Below are 17,450 nucleotides of genomic sequence, written 5' to 3'. Positions count from 1 at the left end.
ACTCCCCTAGAACTGGAGGGACTTGGTCTGCAGGTACTCGGTCAGACCGTGGACGCCGAGTTCGCGGCCCACGCCCGACTGCTTGTATCCCCCGAAGGGGGCCAGCGGGTTGAACCGGCCTCCGTTGATGTCGACCTGGCCGGTGTCCATGCGGCGGGCGAAGGCGACGGCCTCCGCCTCGTCGCCGGCCCAGACGGCTCCGGCCAGGCCGTAGACGGTGCCGTTGGCGATGCGCAGGGCGTCCTCCTCGTCCTCGTAGCGCAGCACGCACAGCACGGGGCCGAAGATCTCCTCCTGGGCGATCGTCATCTCCGGGGTGACGTCCGCGAAGACGGTGGGGCTGACGTAGTAGCCCTGCGGGCGCGGCGCCTCGGGACCGCCCGCGGCCAGGCGGGCGCCCTCGGCGACGCCCTTCTCGATGTAGCCGCGCACCCGGTCCCGCTGCCGGGCGCTGACCAGGGGGCCGATGCGGTCGCCGTACTTGGCGGCGGCCGCCGCGGCCAGCTCCACGGCCTCGTCGTACCGGTCGCGGTGGACCAGCATGCGGGTCCACGCGCTGCACGTCTGGCCGGAGTTGGACATCACGTTGGCGACACCGACGTTGACCGCGCGGGCCAGGTCGGCGCCGGGCAGGACGACGTTGGCGGACTTGCCGCCGAGCTCCAGGGCGACCCGCTTCACCATGCCGGTGGCGATCGCGCCGATCCGGCGGCCGACGGCGGTGGAGCCGGTGAAGGAGAGCAGGTCGACGTCCGGGTGCTCGGCGAGCGCCTGCCCTGCCACCGGGCCCAGGCCGGTGACCAGGTTGAACACGCCCGCCGGGATCCCGGCCTCGTGCACGCACTCGGCGAAGAGCCGGGCGACCAGCGGGGTGTTCTCGGCGGGCTTGACCACGATGGTGCAGCCGGCCGCGAGGGCGGGGGCGGCCTTGGCGACGATCTGGTGCAGCGGGTAGTTCCACGGGGTGATCGCGCCGACCACGCCGACCGGTTCGTGGAACACGGTCGAGTTGCCCGTCCTCTCCTCGAAGGAGTACGTCGCGGCCAGTTCGGCGTACGTGCCGGCGACCGCGACCGGCACGCCGGCGTGGACGGTCCGGGCGAGCTTCTCGGGCGCGCCGAGTTCGGCGGTGACCGTCGCGGCGATCTCGTCCCGGCGGGCGTGCAGCTGGTCCCGCAGCGCGGTGAGGCGGGCCGCGCGCTCGGCGGGCGGGGTGGCCGCCCAGGCGGAGAGGGCCGCGCGGGCGGCGCGCACGGCGGCGTCGACGTCCTCCACGGTGCCCGCGGGGACGGTGGCGATCACCTGTTCGTCGGCCGGGTCGACGACCTCGATCACGTCGGGGCCGGCGGCGGGGCGCCAGGCGCCGTCGATGTACATGCCGTCGTATGCCTTCATCGCGCTTCCTCCGGGGCGGGGGCGTCCTGTGCGGACACCTAAACTAGCGATGTTAGTTTTTCCGCGCCAGGGGGGCGGCCGTGCGCCGCGCTCACTCCTCCAGGCCGGGCAGCCGGTCCGGGCTGGGGCAGATCCGCTGGCCGTGCTGGTCGAAGACGAACAGGTGGGCGAGATCGACCAGGAGCGGCACCTGCATGCCGTGCCGCAGCCGGATGTCGGGGGTGGTGCGGACGATGAGGTCGCCGGGGACCCGGGGCTCGGCCGAAGCGGGGACGGGCGGCACCGCGGCGGGGTCCGGCCGTCCGGGCCCGTCCAGCGTGGCCACGGCGCTCGTACGCGCGGCGCCCGCGCGGCGGCCGCCGGCGCGCTCCCGGAGGCGCTCCAGCACCGTGCCGCCCTCGCGGCGGCGGCGCCGGGCGGGGCGGCCGGGGCTCGGCCGCGGGGCCTCCAGTTCGGGGATGACGGCGGGGCGGGAGCCGGTGTCGAAGTGCACCAGCACCTCGTGCCCCTGGAACTCCAGGTGCTCCACCAGGCCGGTGAGCGCCACCTCGCCGGGGCGCGCGGCGGACGGCTTGGCGATCCGCACGGCCTCGGAACGCAGGCCCACGATCACCTCGCGGCCCTGCTGCACCCGCAGCAACTGGTGGTCCAGGGACAGCGGTTCGGGCATCCGCAGGAACTGCTTGCCGAGGCGGACGGTCATCGCCCCGTCCAGCGGGGCGCGGACCAGCCCGCGCAGCAGGTTGATGCGCGGGGTGCCGATGAACGCGGCGACGAAGACGTTCTCGGGCAACGAGTACACCGCGCGGGGCGTGCCGACCTGCTGGAGGACGCCGCCGCGCAGCACGGCGACCCGGTCGCCGAGCGACATCGCCTCGGACTGGTCGTGGGTGACGTAGACGGTGGTGACGCCCAACCGCCGGGTGAGCTGGGAGATCTCCGCGCGTACGTGGTTGCGGAGCTTGGCGTCGAGGTTGGACAGCGGCTCGTCCATCAGGAACGCGGAGGGGCGGCGGGCGATGGCCCGGCCCATCGCGACCCGTTGGCGTTCGCCGCCGGACAGCTGGGCGGGGAAGCGGTCGAGGAGGTCCTCGATGCCCAGCATCCGGGCGGTGGCGTCCACCTTGGGCGCCGGGTCGTCGCCGGGCGCCTCGATGCGCAGGGGGAAGCCGATGTTGTCCCGGCTGGTCATGCTCGGGTAGAGGGCGAAATTCTGGAACACCATCGCCATGTCCCGCTCGGACGGGGGCCGGTCGTTGGCGTACTCGCCGTCGAGGAACAGGCTGCCCTCGTCGATCTCCTCCAGCCCCGCGATCATCCGCAGCACGGTGGACTTCCCGCAGCCGGACGGGCCGAGCAGCACCAGGAACTCGCCGGGGGCGACGGCCAGGGACAACCGGTCCACCACGCGAACACCTCGCGTGTAGGACTTGCTCACGTCGTGCAGGGTGATGGCGCGTGTCATGAAAGTGCCCCCGGGGGCTCATCAGGGCGCTGCTGCTCCGCGGTCGGACGCCTCGTGCGGGTCGTACGGGGCGTTTGAGTCACGGAAGTTAACGGAAAGTAGGCGGCCGGGGAAGACGGCGGACGCGATCGGGACGTTCCGTCCGCGGGCAGAGAAAGCGGACGGAGGTATTCGGCACGGGGTGTGCCGGGCGGCGGGGACGGGGTGCGCTCCGACGCCGAGGCCGGTCGCGTGCGGCGGGACGGATCGCGTGCCCCGAAGCCGGTCGCGTGCGGCGGGGCCGTGTGTCTTCGGCGCCGGGTGCGCCTGCGGGGTGGCGGCGCTCCGACGCGGGGGGCGGTCGGGGACGTCCGCGGCACGGGGCGCGACGTGGACCTGGGCGCGTGGGCGCGGGGATGGCCGGGTCCCTCGGGGCCCGCCCCTCAGTCCGATCCGCCGTCGGTGTCCGGGCCGCCCCGGGCGGCCGAGCGGCGGGAGCGGAGAAGCGCGGTCGTCACGTGGCCGGCGGCCAGGGTCGCCCTCGCCGCTCCGTGGGTCCAGCGGGGGCCGCCCCTGGCGGCCCAGACGACGCAGGCGCAGCCGCCGACGGTGAGGATCAGGACGACGGACAGGACGGTCAGGATCATGCGGGCCCCCTCGTGTGCGCGGGACCATGTGGAGCCCGGCTGCGACGGGGGCCGTCCTGTCGGAGCCGGCCCGCGCGTCTCACCGCGGCCGCCGGGCCCCGCACCGGCCGCGTTCGTGCCCGCCGTGCCGCCCGGCCGCCGGAGGGCGCGGCGCGGCTCCCGCCGGCGTCGGCAGCAGCGAGGGCGGTGGACCGGGCGGCGGGCGCGACCTGGACGACCGTCGTCAGGGACAGCGGCGGCCCGGGGCCCGGGCAGAAGCCGAGTGCGGCGAGGACGCCCCCTGACCACGAACCGGGTGTCACCCCGGCTCAGACGTCCGCTCAGGTCAGCGCGGTGAGCGCCTCCGGCTCGTCGGCCCGCTCCGGGGACACCTCGACGGGGACGCCGTTGAGCACCGCGTTGCCCGACAGCGGGTCGAGGAGGCTGCCGTCGAGGAGCTGGTTGACGTTGGCGCCGGGGTGGGCGGAGGCGTGCCGGGTGCGGGTGCCGGGCCGGTCGTGGCCCCAGCCGTGCGGCAGGCTCACCACCCCGGGGCGCACGGTGTCGGTGACCTCGGCGGGGGCGGTCACCTCTCCCCCGGCGCCCTTGATCCGCACCGGCTGCCCGTCCCGTACGCCGAGGCGTTCGGCGTCGTCGGGGTGCAGGTGCAGGGTGCAGCGGTTGGAGCCGCCGGTGAGGGCGGGCACGTTGTGCAGCCAGCTGTTGTTGGAACGCAGATGGCGGCGGCCGACCAGGACGAGGCCGGCGGGGCGCTCGCGGAGGGCGGCCCGCAGCCGGGGCAGGTCGGCGGCGATCGGGGCGGGCAGCAGTTCCACCTTGCCGCTGCGGGTCTTCAGCGGCTGGGGCAGGCGGGGGCGCAGCGGCCCGAGGTCGATGCCGTGCGGGTGGGCGAGCAGTTTCTCCAGGGTGAGCCCGTCCGGGTCGGCGCCGAAGCCGTCGCCGTAGGGACCGAGGCGCAGCATCATGTCGAGGCGCCGTTCGGGGCCGTCGTCGCCGGTGAGCAGTCCGGCGAGTTCCTTCGGGTCGCGGCCGTGCACCGGGGAGTGCGGCTCGCGGACGGCCTTGCCGAGGGTCTGCCGGATCACCAGGTCGTCCACGGCGGACGGGTCGGCGCCATGGGTGCCGGTGGCGGCGAGGACGAGCCGGGCGAGGATCTCGGTCTCGGCCATGCGGCCGGGTTCGAGGGGCACGGCGGGGCGGGTGTAGCGGACCTGGTTGCGCACGGCGAGGGTGTTGAACGCGAAGTCGTGGTGCGGGCTCTGGGCCGGCGGGGGCGGCGGCAGGACGACGTGGGCGTGCCGGGAGGTCTCGTTGAGGTAGGGGTCGACGCTCACCATGAAGTCGAGGGAGGCGAGCGCCCGGTCCAGCCGGTTGCCGTCGGGGGCGGAGAGCACCGGGTTGGCGCCGACGGCGATGACGGCGCGGACCGGCGTCCCCTCCTCGGTGGGGGTGTCGATCTCCTCGGCGAGGGCGGACAGCGGCAGTTCGCCCTTGGCCTCGGGGTGGCGGCTCACCCGCGAGTGCCAGCGGCCGAGGGCGAAGCCGTGGCCGGGTCCGGCAGGGCGCGGGGTCCTGTCGGTGGCGGCCTGGGGGAAGAGCGCGCCGCCCGGCCGGTCGAGGTTGCCGGTGAGGGCGTTGAGGACGTCGACGAGCCAGCTGGCGAGGGTGCCGTGCGGGACGGTGCAGCTGCCGATGCGGGCGTAGACGGCGGCGGTGGGGGCGGCGGCGAGTTCCCGGGCGAGGCCGCGGATGGCGGCGGCGTCGACGTCGCAGGCGCCGGCGACCGCCTCGGGTGTGAAGTCGGCGAGGGCGTCGGAGAGTTCGGCGACGTCCTGGAGGTGCGGGGCGGCGTCGCCCAGGTCGACGAGGTCCTCGTCGAAGAGGGTGCGGGCGATCGCGGCGAGCAGCAGCGCGTCGGTGCCGGGGCGGACGGCGAGGTGCCGGTCGGCGAGGCGGGCGGTGCGGGTGCGGCGCGGGTCGACGACGGTGAGGGTGCCGCCGCGCGCCCGCAGCGCCCTGAGCCGTCCGGGGAAGTCGGGCGCGGTGCACAGGCTGCCGTTGGACTCGAGCGGGTTGGCGCCGATCAGGAGCAGGTGGTCGGTGCGGTCCAGGTCGGGTACGGGGATGCGGTTGGCGTCGCCGAAGAGGAGCCCGCTGGAGACGTGCTTGGGCATCTGGTCGACGGTGGAGGCGGTGAACACGCTGTGGGTGCCGAGCCCGCCGATGAGCAGCGGCGGGTAGAGGGCGCCGGCCGTCGTGTGCACGTTGGGGTTGCCGAGGACGACGCCGACGGCGTGCGGGCCGTACCGTTCGACGGCCGTGCGCAGTCCGGCGGCGACGGCGTCGAAGGCCTCCTCCCAGGTGGCCTCGCGCAGTGCGCCGTCCACCCGGACGAGCGGGGTGCGCAGCCGGTCGGGGTCGGAGTCCAGCTCCGCGAAGGCGGCGCCCTTGGGGCAGATGAACCCCTTGCTGAACACGTCGTCGCGGTCACCGCGGGCGCCGGTGACCTTGCCGTTGTCGACGGTGAGGACCAGGCCGCAGGTGGCCTCGCACAGGGGGCAGATACGTAGGGCGGTGCGGGACACGGGTCCTCCCCGGGACGGCGGCGGTGGCGCACGGACGGGCCGAGCATACCGACCGGTACGCACGGAGGGGAGGGCGTGCGGGGGAACGGGTCAGTCGAGCACCCGGGCCAGGTACGCCCTCAGCAGCGCGCGCAGTTCGGCGATGATCTTCTCGTCCCCCTCGGGCGCCGTCCGGAACGCCAGGCCGACCAGGGTGTCGGCGGTCTCCACGGCGACCAGGAAGGTGCGGCGCAGGTCGTCGTCGGCCGGGCGGCCCAGGTAGCCGGAGAGCAGCGCGGCGAGCCGGTCGGCGACCCGGTGGTTGGGTTCGGCGCGGCGCGCCCCGACCGGGATCTGGTTGCCGAACTCGACGAGGGAGAAGCCGGGGGCGGTACGCTTCATGTCCAGGTACGTGTCGAGCACGACGTCCACGGCGTGCCGCCAGCCGCGGTCGCCGGCGGCGGCCAGCCGTTCGGTGACGCGTTCGGTGAAGCGCTCCAGGTTGCGCCGGGCGAGCGCGTCGGCCATCTGGCGTTTGCCGGTGAAGAAGCGGTAGACGGAACCGATGGGCACGCCGGCGCGTTCGGCGACCGCGCGGGTGCTCAGGCCGTCGTAGCCGACCTCGTCGAGGAGGCCGGCGCAGGCGTCGAGGATCCTGGCCAGCCGTTCGGCGCTGCGCCGCTGCACGGGCGCCCGGCGGAACGATGCCGTGGAGGACACGGGCCTCACCCCGCCCGCCCGGGGCCGTCCGGTGCGCCGGGCCCCTCCGCGACCGGTTCCGCGCTCGGCCCGGTGGCCGGCTCCCGGTCCGAGACGGTGATGTCGGCGGTGCTCTCCACGGGCTCTCCGTCGACGGCCCACACCGAGCCGTCGTCGGCGTACAGGCGCGCGGTGACCTGGTGGGTGCCGCGCGGGAAGGCGCCGGGGGCGAGGTGGTACTCGGGGGTGCGCAGCACGGCGACGCGGCGGCCGTTCACCTCCAGGTGCGCCACGCCCCGGCCGGCCCGGGCGCGGCGGCCCGTCCCGTCGGGCGAGAAGCGGAAGCCGCGCACCCGCAGTCGTACGTCCCAGCCGCCCCCGGCGTCGGGCGTGACCTCCACGCCGACCTGGGGCGCGTCCTGCTCGTCCACCTCCCGGTAGGGGCGGCCCTCCGCGTCGCGCTCGTCGAGGAGCCGGCCCACGGGTGAGGACGGCGCCCCGCCCCTCCCCTGGCCGCCCGGGGTGCCGCAGCCCGCGGGTCCGGCCAGCACGACGACACAGACCGCGAGCGCGGGGATGATCGGCTTCCGCGTCCACGTCATGCCGGGGAGCGTAGAACAGCGCTTCGAACGTGCGAATCCCCCTGGAGAATGGTTCCGGACACTCCGTGGAGGGGACGGGAGGGCCGGCCGGGGAACGGGACCGCGCGGCGCCCTTGCGCCGGGGTAACCGCAATCCTACGGTGTCCCATAGGAATCGGCTCGGTGCAAGGGAGCAGCGGACATGAGCGACGGGGCCACCGCCCGCGGGAGCGCGACGGAGCGCGAGCAGGCGCGCAAGATCGCCGAGGGCCTGGAGCACCTCTCCGGCTTCGGCAACGAGCACAGCTCGGAGGCGGTGCCGGGCGCCCTGCCCGTCGGCCGCAACTCCCCGCAGCGCGCGCCGCTCGGGCTGTACGCGGAGCAGCTGAGCGGGTCGGCCTTCACCGAGCCGCGGGCGGTCAACCGCCGCTCGTGGCTGTACCGGATCCGCCCGTCCGCCGCGCACCCGGCATTCACCCGCACGGGCAACGGGGCGCTGCGCTCGGCGCCGTTCGCCCAGACGGTGCCCGACCCCAACCGGCTGCGCTGGAACCCGCTGCCGGAGCCGGCGGAGGGCACCGACTTCCTGGCCGGCCTGTGGACCCTGGGCGGCAACGGCGACGTGACCCGGCGCAGCGGTATGGCGGTGCACCTGTACCACGCCAACGCCTCCATGCAGCGGGTGTTCAGCGACGCCGACGGCGAGCTGCTGATCGTGCCGGAGCGCGGCGGGCTGCTGCTGCGCACGGAGTTCGGTCTGCTGCATGTGGAGCCCGGACACATCGCGCTGATCCCCCGTGGGGTGCGGTTCCGTGTGGAGCTGCTGGACGAGACGGCCCGCGGTTATGTATGCGAGAACTATGGGGCGCCGTTCCGGCTGCCCGACCTCGGCCCGATCGGCGCCAACGGCCTGGCGAACGCCCGTGACTTCCGCGCCCCGGTCGCCGCGTACGAGGACGTGGAGGGCCCGGTGGAGGTGGTGAACAAGTTCTGCGGCAACCTGTGGGCCGCCACCTACGACCACTCCCCGCTGGACGTCGTCGCCTGGCACGGCAACCATGTGCCGTACGCCTACGACCTGCGCCGCTTCAATGTGATGGGCACCATCTCGTACGACCACCCGGACCCGTCGATCTTCACGGTGCTGACCTCGCCGAGCGACACGCCCGGCCTGGCGGGCGTGGACTTCGTGGTGTTCGCCCCGCGCTGGCTGGTCGGCGAGGACACCTTCCGGCCGCCGTACTTCCACCGGAACGTGATGAGCGAGTACATGGGCCTGATCGAGGGCGCGTACGACGCGAAGGCGGAAGGGTTCGTGCCGGGCGGCGGCTCGCTGCACAACATGATGTCGGCGCACGGCCCGGACCGGGAGACGTTCGACCGCGCCAGTGCGGCGGAGCTGCGCCCGCAGAAGGTCGACGACGGCCTCGCCTTCATGTTCGAGACCCGCTGGCCGGTGTCCCTCACCCCCCAGGCGGCGCGGGCGGAGCACCTGCAGCAGGGGTACGACGACGTGTGGCAGGGACTCGAGCGTCACTTCCGGCCATTGCACTGACCGTTCTCCGACCGGTACGGATAGCGCGTGACCTCCTTCGCCCCGGACTCGATCGTCCTCAACCGCAAGTTGCCGCTCTGGTACCAGGTGTCGCAGTCGCTGCGCGCCTCGATCCTCGGCCGCTCGCCCCACGACCCGCTGCGCCTGCCCACCGAGGAGCAGCTGGCCGGGCACTACGGGGTGAGCGTGCTGACCATGCGGCAGGCGCTGAAGGAGCTGGAGGACGAGGGGCTGATCACCCGGCACCGGCGGCGCGGCACGTTCATCGAGCCGGACGCTCGGCGGGGCGCGCCGGTGCGGCTGCTGGGCTCGGTCGACGCGATCGTGGCCCAGCAGTCCGGCATGACGACGGACCTGCTGGAGCACGGAGCCGCGCCGGTGCCGGCCGAACTGGCCGAGCACTTCCCGGACCTGGCGGAGACGGCCGCCTACCACCGGCTGCGCAGCGACGAGAAGACCGGCGAGCCGACCAACCACGCCCGCAACTACGTGCGTCCGGAGCTGGCCGAGCGGATCGATCCGCAGGACCTGGTGCGCTGGCCGATGACGAAGGTGCTGCGGGACGTCGTCGGCGCGGACATCAGCCGCATCACGGACACCGTGGAGGCACGGCTCGCGGCCCCGGAGACGGCGCGGCTGCTCCGGGTCCCGCTGCTCAGCCCGATCCTGCACTACACCGGCGTCACCTACGACTCCGCCGGACGGGTCCTGGACGTGGCCGTGATCCACTACCGGGGCGACCGCTTCTCCTTCACGGTGACCCTGGACGCCACCTGATCCGGCCCCGCCGGCACGTCGTACGATGCCCGGCGTGACGCATGACGACGCTCCGCTGCTGGCGGACCTCATGCCGTGGTCCGTCGCACCGCCGCGGCTCGGCCGGGGGTGGCCGGCGGCCCCCGACGCGGCGTCCCTGAAGGCCCGTTGGAACGCCCTGGTGAAAGCCGAGGGCCCGGACCGCGAGGCCCTCTTCCGGTCCACCCGGTCCCGCACCCCGCACACGGCGGTCGGGCAGCTCCCCGGGCGGGACGGCGGCACGGAGCGGCTGGCCCGTGCCACGGGGCCGTGCCCGGAGCCGGTACGGGTGCTGCGCGGCCCGTTCGACGAGCAGTGGCTGATCCCCGACACACGGCTGATCGACGCCCCTCGGCCGGAGTTGTGGCGGGTGGCGGACGAGCACCAGATCTTCGCCGTCGAGACGGCCGGCGGCATCCCGCCGCTGCTCGTCACGTCCCTCTTCCCCGTCCTGCGCACGGGCCGGATCCGCCCGCTGTACCGCCGGCCGGGCGCCGTCGAGCCCAACCTGGCCCCGGGGCTGACGGACCACCTCGCCGCCCGGCTGGGGCTGGAGGTCTCCGCCGTCGACGTCCTCGCCTGGGCGGCGGCCGTGGCCCGTCCCGCGCCGGGCGGGCTCGCGGTGCCGCTCACCGGCGACCCGGACGCCTGGCGGCAGGGCGTGGCGCTGGGCCGCCGGACGCTGTGGCTCATGCACCGGGACGGTGAGCGCCCCAGACTGCCGGGCGGCCGCCGCCCGTACGTCCGCGCCCCGCTGCCGTCCCGGCCGCCCGCCCCGGCCTACGACCGGGGCGAGGAGGCGCTGCTGCTCGGTGACGGCCGTATTTCCCCGGTGCCGCCGCAGGCGTGGGAGTTCGAGGCCGGCGGGGTGCGGGTGCTGGAGGAGTGGTGCGCGTCCCGCACGCGCCCGGCCGAACCGGGCACCCTGGAGGCGATCCGCCCGGCCGCCTGGCCGCAGACCTGGACCTCGGAACTGCTGGAACTGGTCACGGTCCTCACCCTCCTCGCCGAACTGCGCCCGCTCCGTGAGGACTCGACGGGCTCCCTGCCCGCACCGATCACCCCCGCCGACCTGCACACGGCAGGTGTCCTGCCCGTGCCCGCGTCCGCCCGGCGACCGGCCTCGGTGCTGGACGCACGCGAGGAGGGGCCGGGGGGCCAGCTCGCGCTGATCTGAGAGGGCGCGGGGCGGAGCGGCCCGGCGGGGGGCGGTGCGACGCGGGACGGGCGCCGTCCCGTACACGGGTGAGAAGCCGCTCGGACCACGCTTCGAAGTCGATCGGGCCGGGTCCCCCCACGAACGCCGCCGCCGTCCTCGGGCACCCGCCGGTCGCGACGCCACCGGAGGCAGGCGGTGCGGACCGCGTTCTCCTGCTTCCGCGGCCAGGGCAGCGAACGGGTGCGCCAGGCGGTGGCCGGTTCGTCGCTGTCGAGCGTCGTCACGATGCCGTTCAGCGTCGCGGTCGGCTCCGGCTTGCGCAGAGGGCGGGGCTGGAGCCGTAGGCGGGTGACAGCGGCAGGCGGGTGACGTCAAGCGGCAGCCACACGTGCGCGTGGACGGACCGCGGACGGTGGACGAGTCCTGCGGTCGCCGCCGGGTGGGATCGGGGTCGGCAGGATGAAGGCCGGTGTCGTGCGGCCGGCGGAGTGGGGCCGTGTGCCGTGGGGACAGCGGGCGAGCGCCGCGCCGGGACGGGTGGGACCGTCCGGCGCGGACGCTACCGGCTGCCGAACAGGGAGCGGCGCAGTCGGCGCAGCGGGGCGAAGAGCGAGACGCGGCTCGCGCGGGCCCGTGCGCCCTTGGTGCCGCGGGTGCTGTCACGCGCGGTCAGCTCACGCATGAGCGACGTCGCCTCGGCCGTCTCCCGCTGCGGGACGGCCGGTCCCGCGAGGACCGAGAGATGGCGGTCGAGACGCGTACTGCTCGCGCCGCTGCCGCAGGTGATCGCAGGGATCCTGGCCCTGCTGCGCACTGTTATCTGTTCCATGTCACTCCCCACCCGTACGACTCCACCCGGCCCGGGCAGGGTAACCCTATCGTCCCGTACGGGCACCCGTGTATCGAGGTCACAGGATTCACCTTCCCCATAAGGGTGTTGACGAACACTCGGCAATTACTCTCCGAATCCGACCGTTTTCAGGGCGAGTTGGACGATGGGCTGGTAGGCGGGTTGCGGAAAGCCGCCGTCCGGTTCGACGGTCACCGCGAGTGACGCCGCCGCGGGGTGGAGACCGGACGCGGCCAAGGGCGTGTCGCGTTCGAGGGGCCCGAGAGAGCGGGCCGGCCGTCCCGGTCCGTGAGCCGGAGCCGGCGCACCCGGCCGTCCGGGGGCCGTCATGTCCGCCCAGGGTGACGGCCGCCCCGCCGGCCGGTACGGAGGCGATCACTCCGATCCCGCGGCCGCGGACGGCCCGGCCGCTGCTCGCGCGGGCGTCCGGGACGGCGAGAACGCGGGCGGTCCCACGTACCCGGTCGCGCGCGGCGGAGACCCCGTCGGGCGGGGCCTCCGCTTCGGCGTCCGGCGGGGACGACGACGGCTACCGGGCCACGGGGGTCAGGCCGCCGAGGTGAGCACCGGGAGGTAGCCGCCCGACTGTCCGGCGGCCTTCGGGTGGTACGAGTTGCCGATGTTCAGCCAGTCCACGCTGTGCAGCCAGGGGTTTCCGGAGCAGATCTCGTGGCCGCTGAACGTGGTGCGGACGTCGCCGAACGTGTAGCCGTACGCCCGGGCGCGCTGGGCGATGGCGTTGTTGAGGTGGTCGGAGGCGTCGTTGATGGCCTTCCGCTTGGTCTCGGAGAGGCCGATGCAGCTGGTGCCGAGCTGGTAGAAGCGGGGGTAACCGAGCACCACCACATGGGCGTTGGGCGCCCGGTCCCGGATCGCGGTGTAGACGCCGTCGAGCCTGCCGGGCAGCGTCGAGTCGACGAAGGCGCGGGCGGTGGCGATGCGGGAGAGGCAGGAGCTGTCGGACTGGAGCACACAGGTCGTCATGACGTCGGCGAACCCCGCGTCGTTGCCGCCGACGCTGACCGAGACGAGGGCGGTGCTCGCGGAGAGCGGGCCGAGCTGCCCGGAGAGGACATCACCCGTACGGGCGCCCGAGCAGGCCGTGAAGGAGAAGGAGGACGGTGAGTTCGCGGCCGCCCAGAGGTACGGGTGGGCCTTCGTGCTGCGCTTGCAGTCGCCGCTGGAGGAGATGTAGCTGCCGGCGCCGACGCCCGAGGAGTAGGAGTCGCCCAGGGCCACGTACGGGCCGAGGGCCGCCTGTGAGGACGCGTGCGCCGCGGTCGCACCGGTGAGGGCGGCGGTGACGGCGAGGAAGAAGGCGGTGAGGAAGAGGACGAGTCGGGAACGTCTCATGGAACCTCCCTTTAGCAGGATCTCTGCCTCAACCGTCGTACCAATGACGCGTGTTGAATGGAAGTGTTCATGCCAGAACTATTACCGTCGGGCACCGGACGAACACCGGGACGGCGCGGCTTTCCGGCCCCGCACGGTGAGAAGTCCGTCGCCGGCGGACCGGGAGCGACGCGCCACGCACGGGCGCACCCGGCAATCCAGGTGCACGGGGAGCCCCCGTGACCGATCATGGCGGCATGTCCGCGCACCCGCACGACGCCCTGCCCATCCGGCTCAACGTCGACGACAACGACTCCCCGTCCGACGTCGTCGACGCGCTGTTCCTCGGCCGTTTCGCGACGGGCGAGCAGCCCTACTCGCACGCCGCCACCCTCGAACGCGTCCGGTCCGGCGCGACCCTCCTGCCCGCGGACGCGCGGCTGCTGCGGCTCGCCAAGGACGACGACCGCAGCGCCACCCTGGCCGAGGGGGACGGCTGGACGCTGCTGATCTCCCGCTGGAGCCGGGGCGCCGACGTCACGGTGACCGCGACCAGCGCCGACCTGGCGGAGCGGATCCTGGAGGAGGCCACCGACGGCGCGGCCGACGAGCCGGAACCGCAGCCGGAGCACGTCGCCATGGGGTTCTGGTACGTCTCCCCGCGGCGCGGTCCGCACCGCACCACCCGGCAGATCACGGCCGGCACGTGGGAGGAGATCCGGCCCAACTACACCGCCCCGGTGGCGAACGCGATGGACCGGCTGATGAAGACCACCCCCGAGGACATCTCGGGGCGGCTGCTCCTGCTGCACGGCCCGCCGGGCACCGGCAAGACGTCCGCGCTGCGCACCCTCGCCCGGTCCTGGCGGGACTGGTGCCAGGTGGACTGCGTCCTGGACCCCGAGCGGCTGTTCTCCGACGTCGGCTACCTGATGGACATCGCCATCGGCGAGGAGGACGCGTCCGGCAGGAACCGCTGGCGGCTGCTGCTCCTGGAGGACTGCGACGAACTGATCCGCGGCGAGGCCAAGCACACGGCGGGCCAGGCGCTGTCCCGGCTGCTGAACCTCACCGACGGTCTGCTCGGCCAGGGCCGCAACGTCCTGGTGGGCGTCACCACCAACGAGGACCTGGAGCGGCTGCACCCGGCCGTGGTGCGTCCGGGCCGCTGCCTGGCCCGGATCGAGGTGGGGCCGCTGACCCGCACGGAGGCGGTGAACTGGCTGGGCCGCGAGGAGGGCGTCGGACGCGAGGGGGCGACCCTGGCCGAGTTGTACGCCCTGCGCCGGGGCGCCTCCCCGACCGCCCTGCCGGAGCCGCGCGGCGACGCGGACGCGGGCCTGTACCTGTAGGAGCGGTGAGGGCCGCACGCCGCTGCCGGTCGGGAGTTCGGGACAGCAGCGCAAGGACCGGCGCGGGGTGCTGTGCCCGCCCGGCCTGCCGGTACGGCTGCGGCTGCCGCTGCGGCTGGAGGAGTACGCGGCCGTCTCCCCCACCGCCGAGGTGGACAACGCCTTCTGCCGGCTGCCGTCCCGGGAGACCTTCGCCTCCTGCCTGGAGCGCACGCCACCGGACTCCGCCGTCACGGTCAGCAGCCCGCGACGCCACGACCTCGACCGCCCTGCGGCCCCTGCGGAAGCCTCGCCCGACACCCTGGGGGACGCGGGGAACCGCGCACCCGCCCCCCACCCACACGCGTCCGCAGTGGCCGCCGGCCCCCAACCCCCGCGGCGCCTACGCCCGGTAGACCGCCCGCAGCGCGTCCCGGACCGCGGCCATCGCCGCCTCCTCCCCCAACCCCAGTCGCCGGACCCTCTCGGCGAACGCCTGCGCCGCGGCCGCAGCCTCCCTCTCCGCCGCCGCCCCCGCGGCAGCGATCACCGTTCCGTTCCGCCCCCGCGTCTCGATCACCCCGTCCGCCTCGAGCGCCCGGTACGCCTTGGCGACCGTGTTCGCCGCGAGCCCGAGCGTCTCGGCCAGCCCCCGCACCGTCGGCAGCCGGTACCCCACCGGCAGTTCCCCCGACCGCGCCTGCTCGGCGATCCGCGCCCGCACCTGCTCGTACGGCGGTGTTCCGTCCTGGATATGGATCCGTACACTCACGCCGCGATTCTCGCGCACCCCCGGACGCCCCACACCCCCGCCCGGCCGGTGCCCCGGCACACCCACGCGGCGCCCCGGGAAAATAAGAGGCACCCCCGCCTCATCACCTCGTAGCGTGCGCTCACATGACAGTGACCGTCCGCGATCTGCGCCCCGACGCCCCGGCCGACCTGGAGGGCTTCGCCCGCGTACGGCAGGCCGCGCTGCCGTTCGTCCTCGTCACCCCGGAGTCCCTGGCCCACGAGCTCGCCCATCTGCACCCCGACGCCCGCTACCGCCCGCTCGTCGCGGTGGACGACGACGGGGAGGTGATCGGCACGGCCCAGGTGCACCTCAGCCACGACAGCGCCGTGCCCGGCCAGGGCAACCTCAACGTCTACGTGCACCCCCGGCACACGCGCCGGGGCGCGGGGACGCTGCTGGTGCGCGCCGCCGAGGAGCATCTGACCGCGCACGGGGCGACCCGGTTGCTGGCCTGGGTGCTGGACGAGCCCGGCAACCGCGCCTTCGCCGAACTGCACGGTTACCGGGCGAGCCGCTCCGCGCACTTCCTCCGCCTGGACCTGGCGCACCGCGAGCTGCCCCCGCCGCAGGACCCGCCGCCCGGCGTGGAACTGCGCCCGGGCTCCGCGTACGCCGACGACCCGCGCCCGCTGTTCGAGCTGGACGCGGAGACCACGGCGGACGAGCCGAGCGACGTGGACACGGAGCTCACCGACTACGAGGCGTGGCTGAGGGAGACCTGGCAGCACCCGCTGTTCGACGCCGGGCTGACCACGGTGGCCGTGGTCGACGGCCGGCCCGCCGCGTTCTCCGCGGCCCGCACGGACGGCGGCACCCGGTACGCGACCGGTATGACCGGCACGGCGCGCGCCCACCGCGGCCGGGGCCTGGCGAAGCTCGCGAAGAACGACTCGCTGCACCGGGCCCGCGCGGCCGGGTACACAGAAGCCTTCACCGGCAACGACACCGGGAACGGTCCGATGATCGCGATCAACGAGTGGTTCGGCTACGAGCTGTGCGGAACGGAGGTGCGGTATGTCCGCGAACTCGGCTGACGGACCCGCGACCGTCGAGGTGGTCCTGGTCAAGGCGGGCCGTACGAAGATCCGTTACCCGGCGGAGCTGCTCGCCGACGACGGCGCCCGGGTCAGCGTGCGCGCCCCGTGGGCGGGCGAGGGCGTACGCGACTTCGGCTTCGTCCGCTTCGAACCCGGAGACGTCTTCACGGAGCACTACTGGCGGGACCGCTGGTACTCCGTGAAGGAGGTGCGCACCTCCGGGGGCGTCCTCAAGGGCCACTACTGCGACATCACCCGCCCGGCCGAGCTGACCGGGGGCCGCCTGGTCGTCGAGGACCTCGACCTGGACCTGTGGGTCTCCGCCGACGGCACGGACGTACGGCGGCTGGACGAGGACGAGTTCGCGGAGAGCGGCCTGGCGGCCAGGGACCCCGGCGCGGCGGCGGCCGCGGTGGCCGCCCTCGACGAGCTGGACGCCCTGGCCCGCGGGGCCGGTCTCGGCGCCCTGCTCGGCTGAGACACGGCGCCGGCCGGGACACCGCCGGCGGTCCGGCACCCGGCGGTTCAGTCCCGGAGGGCCACCACCGCGTACCGCTCGTCGTCGGTCTCCCGTCCCCACAGCGCCGGGTCCCCGGACAGCCGTTCCACGCGCACCCGCGCGGTGAGCGGGGCGAGGAGGGCGGTGAGCCGGTCCGCCGGTATGCCGACCGGGCTCACCGTCCCCCACACCCCCTCGACCAGCACCAGCCGCCCGCCGGGCCGCAGCAGGTCGCGCCAGTGCCGCAGCACCCGGTCCGGCTCGGGGAGCGTCCAGAGCACGTGCCGGACGAGGACGGCGTCGTACCGCTCACCGCCGACCGGCGGGTGCGCCGCGTCGCCGGTGAGGAACACCGCGTGCCGCCCGGCGAGCTTCTGCCGGGCCAGCGCCACCATGGCCGGGGACCGGTCCACCCCGGTGACCCGGTGGCCCTGCCCGGCGGCGAGGAGGGAGAGGCTGCCGGTGCCGCAGCCGAGGTCCAGGACGTCACCCGGCCGGCCGGGCAGCCAGTCCCGCAGCCGCGCGGCCCAGGCGGCGCGCACCCGCGGGTCACGCAGCCCGTGGTCCGGCTCCTCGTCGAAGGTGGCCGCCCGCGCGTCCCAGTCGGCACCGCCCGTGTCCGTCCCGTCACCGTGCCGCGTGGTCATGGGCTCAGGGTGACACCTGCCACTGACAGCCGGTCCGTGACGGCGGCCACAGACACGACGGGACGGATGGGGAACTCTCCCCCGAAAGGTTCACCGCCGTGAGAACGGGCGACCCGGAT

The 17,450-nt window shown here is 74.7% G+C and carries 16 protein-coding genes and 1 pseudogene; 7 read left to right on the top strand and 10 right to left on the bottom strand.

The genetic code is table 11. The features are described from left to right. Positions 1-6 precede the first annotated feature (6 nt). The 6 genes from ACIQ8B_RS10330 to ACIQ8B_RS10305 form a co-directional block, all read right to left on the bottom strand. Positions 7-1,395 carry an aldehyde dehydrogenase family protein gene (locus tag ACIQ8B_RS10330; protein ID WP_403546430.1) on the bottom strand — a complete coding sequence of 463 codons (1,389 nt, stop codon included), beginning with the start codon at positions 1,393-1,395 and terminating at the stop codon, positions 7-9. A gap of 91 nt (positions 1,396-1,486) precedes the next feature. Then, a complete protein-coding gene (locus ACIQ8B_RS10325; protein WP_403546429.1) occupies positions 1,487-2,860 on the bottom strand; it encodes an ABC transporter ATP-binding protein in 1,374 nt (457 codons plus the stop codon). A 422-nt stretch (positions 2,861-3,282) separates the two neighbouring features. Further along, on the bottom strand, positions 3,283-3,486 hold the full coding sequence (locus ACIQ8B_RS10320) for a hypothetical protein (protein ID WP_403546428.1): 204 nt from the start codon (positions 3,484-3,486) through the stop codon (positions 3,283-3,285). A 320-nt stretch (positions 3,487-3,806) separates the two neighbouring features. Next, positions 3,807-6,071, bottom strand: coding sequence for a molybdopterin oxidoreductase family protein (locus tag ACIQ8B_RS10315; RefSeq protein ID WP_403546427.1), 2,265 nt, complete (start codon positions 6,069-6,071; stop codon positions 3,807-3,809). A gap of 90 nt (positions 6,072-6,161) precedes the next feature. Continuing rightward, positions 6,162-6,779 (bottom strand): TetR family transcriptional regulator, encoded by a 618-nt coding sequence (locus ACIQ8B_RS10310; RefSeq protein WP_403546426.1) that lies wholly within the window; start codon positions 6,777-6,779, stop codon positions 6,162-6,164. Then, positions 6,776-7,351, bottom strand: a complete 576-nt coding sequence (locus tag ACIQ8B_RS10305) for a hypothetical protein (protein ID WP_403546425.1) — start codon at positions 7,349-7,351, stop codon at positions 6,776-6,778. Before ACIQ8B_RS10305 ends, ACIQ8B_RS10310 begins: the two co-directional genes overlap by 4 nt. Before the next feature lie 181 nt (positions 7,352-7,532). On the opposite strand from ACIQ8B_RS10305, the gene hmgA reads away from it, so the two are divergent. The 3 genes from hmgA to ACIQ8B_RS10290 are packed head-to-tail and all read left to right on the top strand — an operon-like array spanning position 7,533 to position 10,857. Further along, on the top strand, positions 7,533-8,885 hold the full coding sequence (gene hmgA, locus ACIQ8B_RS10300) for a homogentisate 1,2-dioxygenase (protein WP_290008276.1): 1,353 nt from the start codon (positions 7,533-7,535) through the stop codon (positions 8,883-8,885). Positions 8,886-8,912: 27 nt separating this feature from the next. Continuing rightward, positions 8,913-9,662 (top strand): GntR family transcriptional regulator, encoded by a 750-nt coding sequence (locus ACIQ8B_RS10295; RefSeq protein WP_106414943.1) that lies wholly within the window; start codon positions 8,913-8,915, stop codon positions 9,660-9,662. 25 nt (positions 9,663-9,687) lie between these two features. After that, a complete protein-coding gene (locus ACIQ8B_RS10290) occupies positions 9,688-10,857 on the top strand; it encodes a type ISP restriction/modification enzyme (RefSeq protein ID WP_403546424.1) in 1,170 nt (389 codons plus the stop codon). Between the two features lie 541 nt (positions 10,858-11,398). Here the strand turns inward: ACIQ8B_RS10290 and ACIQ8B_RS10285 are convergent. Next, positions 11,399-11,668, bottom strand: coding sequence for a hypothetical protein (locus ACIQ8B_RS10285; protein ID WP_106416487.1), 270 nt, complete (start codon positions 11,666-11,668; stop codon positions 11,399-11,401). Positions 11,669-12,235: 567 nt separating this feature from the next. Then, positions 12,236-13,042 carry an SGNH/GDSL hydrolase family protein gene (locus tag ACIQ8B_RS10280; protein ID WP_403546423.1) on the bottom strand — a complete coding sequence of 269 codons (807 nt, stop codon included), beginning with the start codon at positions 13,040-13,042 and terminating at the stop codon, positions 12,236-12,238. 236 nt (positions 13,043-13,278) lie between these two features. Here ACIQ8B_RS10280 and ACIQ8B_RS10275 point away from each other — a divergent pair, with 236 nt between their 5' ends. Then, positions 13,279-14,373, top strand: coding sequence for a DUF5925 domain-containing protein (locus tag ACIQ8B_RS10275; protein WP_403546573.1), 1,095 nt, complete (start codon positions 13,279-13,281; stop codon positions 14,371-14,373). Between the two features lie 67 nt (positions 14,374-14,440). Continuing rightward, positions 14,441-14,611, top strand: a pseudogene (locus ACIQ8B_RS10270) (DUF72 domain-containing protein); the annotation flags it as partial. Positions 14,612-14,755: 144 nt separating this feature from the next. On the opposite strand, the gene ACIQ8B_RS10265 reads toward ACIQ8B_RS10270, so the two are convergent. Then, positions 14,756-15,124 carry a GntR family transcriptional regulator gene (locus ACIQ8B_RS10265; protein ID WP_290008266.1) on the bottom strand — a complete coding sequence of 123 codons (369 nt, stop codon included), beginning with the start codon at positions 15,122-15,124 and terminating at the stop codon, positions 14,756-14,758. A gap of 125 nt (positions 15,125-15,249) precedes the next feature. Between ACIQ8B_RS10265 and ACIQ8B_RS10260 the strand changes: the two genes are divergently transcribed. Beyond that, a complete protein-coding gene (locus ACIQ8B_RS10260; RefSeq protein ID WP_290008263.1) occupies positions 15,250-16,182 on the top strand; it encodes a GNAT family N-acetyltransferase in 933 nt (310 codons plus the stop codon). After that, positions 16,163-16,663, top strand: a complete 501-nt coding sequence (locus ACIQ8B_RS10255) for a DUF402 domain-containing protein (protein WP_106414938.1) — start codon at positions 16,163-16,165, stop codon at positions 16,661-16,663. The genes ACIQ8B_RS10260 and ACIQ8B_RS10255 overlap by 20 nt, the downstream gene beginning before the upstream one ends. Positions 16,664-16,710: 47 nt before the next feature. Here ACIQ8B_RS10255 and ACIQ8B_RS10250 read toward each other — a convergent pair whose 3' ends face one another. Beyond that, a complete protein-coding gene (locus tag ACIQ8B_RS10250; RefSeq protein WP_403546422.1) occupies positions 16,711-17,331 on the bottom strand; it encodes a class I SAM-dependent methyltransferase in 621 nt (206 codons plus the stop codon). Positions 17,332-17,450 lie beyond the last annotated feature (119 nt).

The sequence above is a fragment of the Streptomyces sp. NPDC096105 genome, from assembly GCF_044763335.1.
In the GTDB taxonomy this organism is placed as follows: domain Bacteria; phylum Actinomycetota; class Actinomycetes; order Streptomycetales; family Streptomycetaceae; genus Streptomyces.
This window is presented reverse-complemented; position numbering and strand designations above follow the sequence as displayed.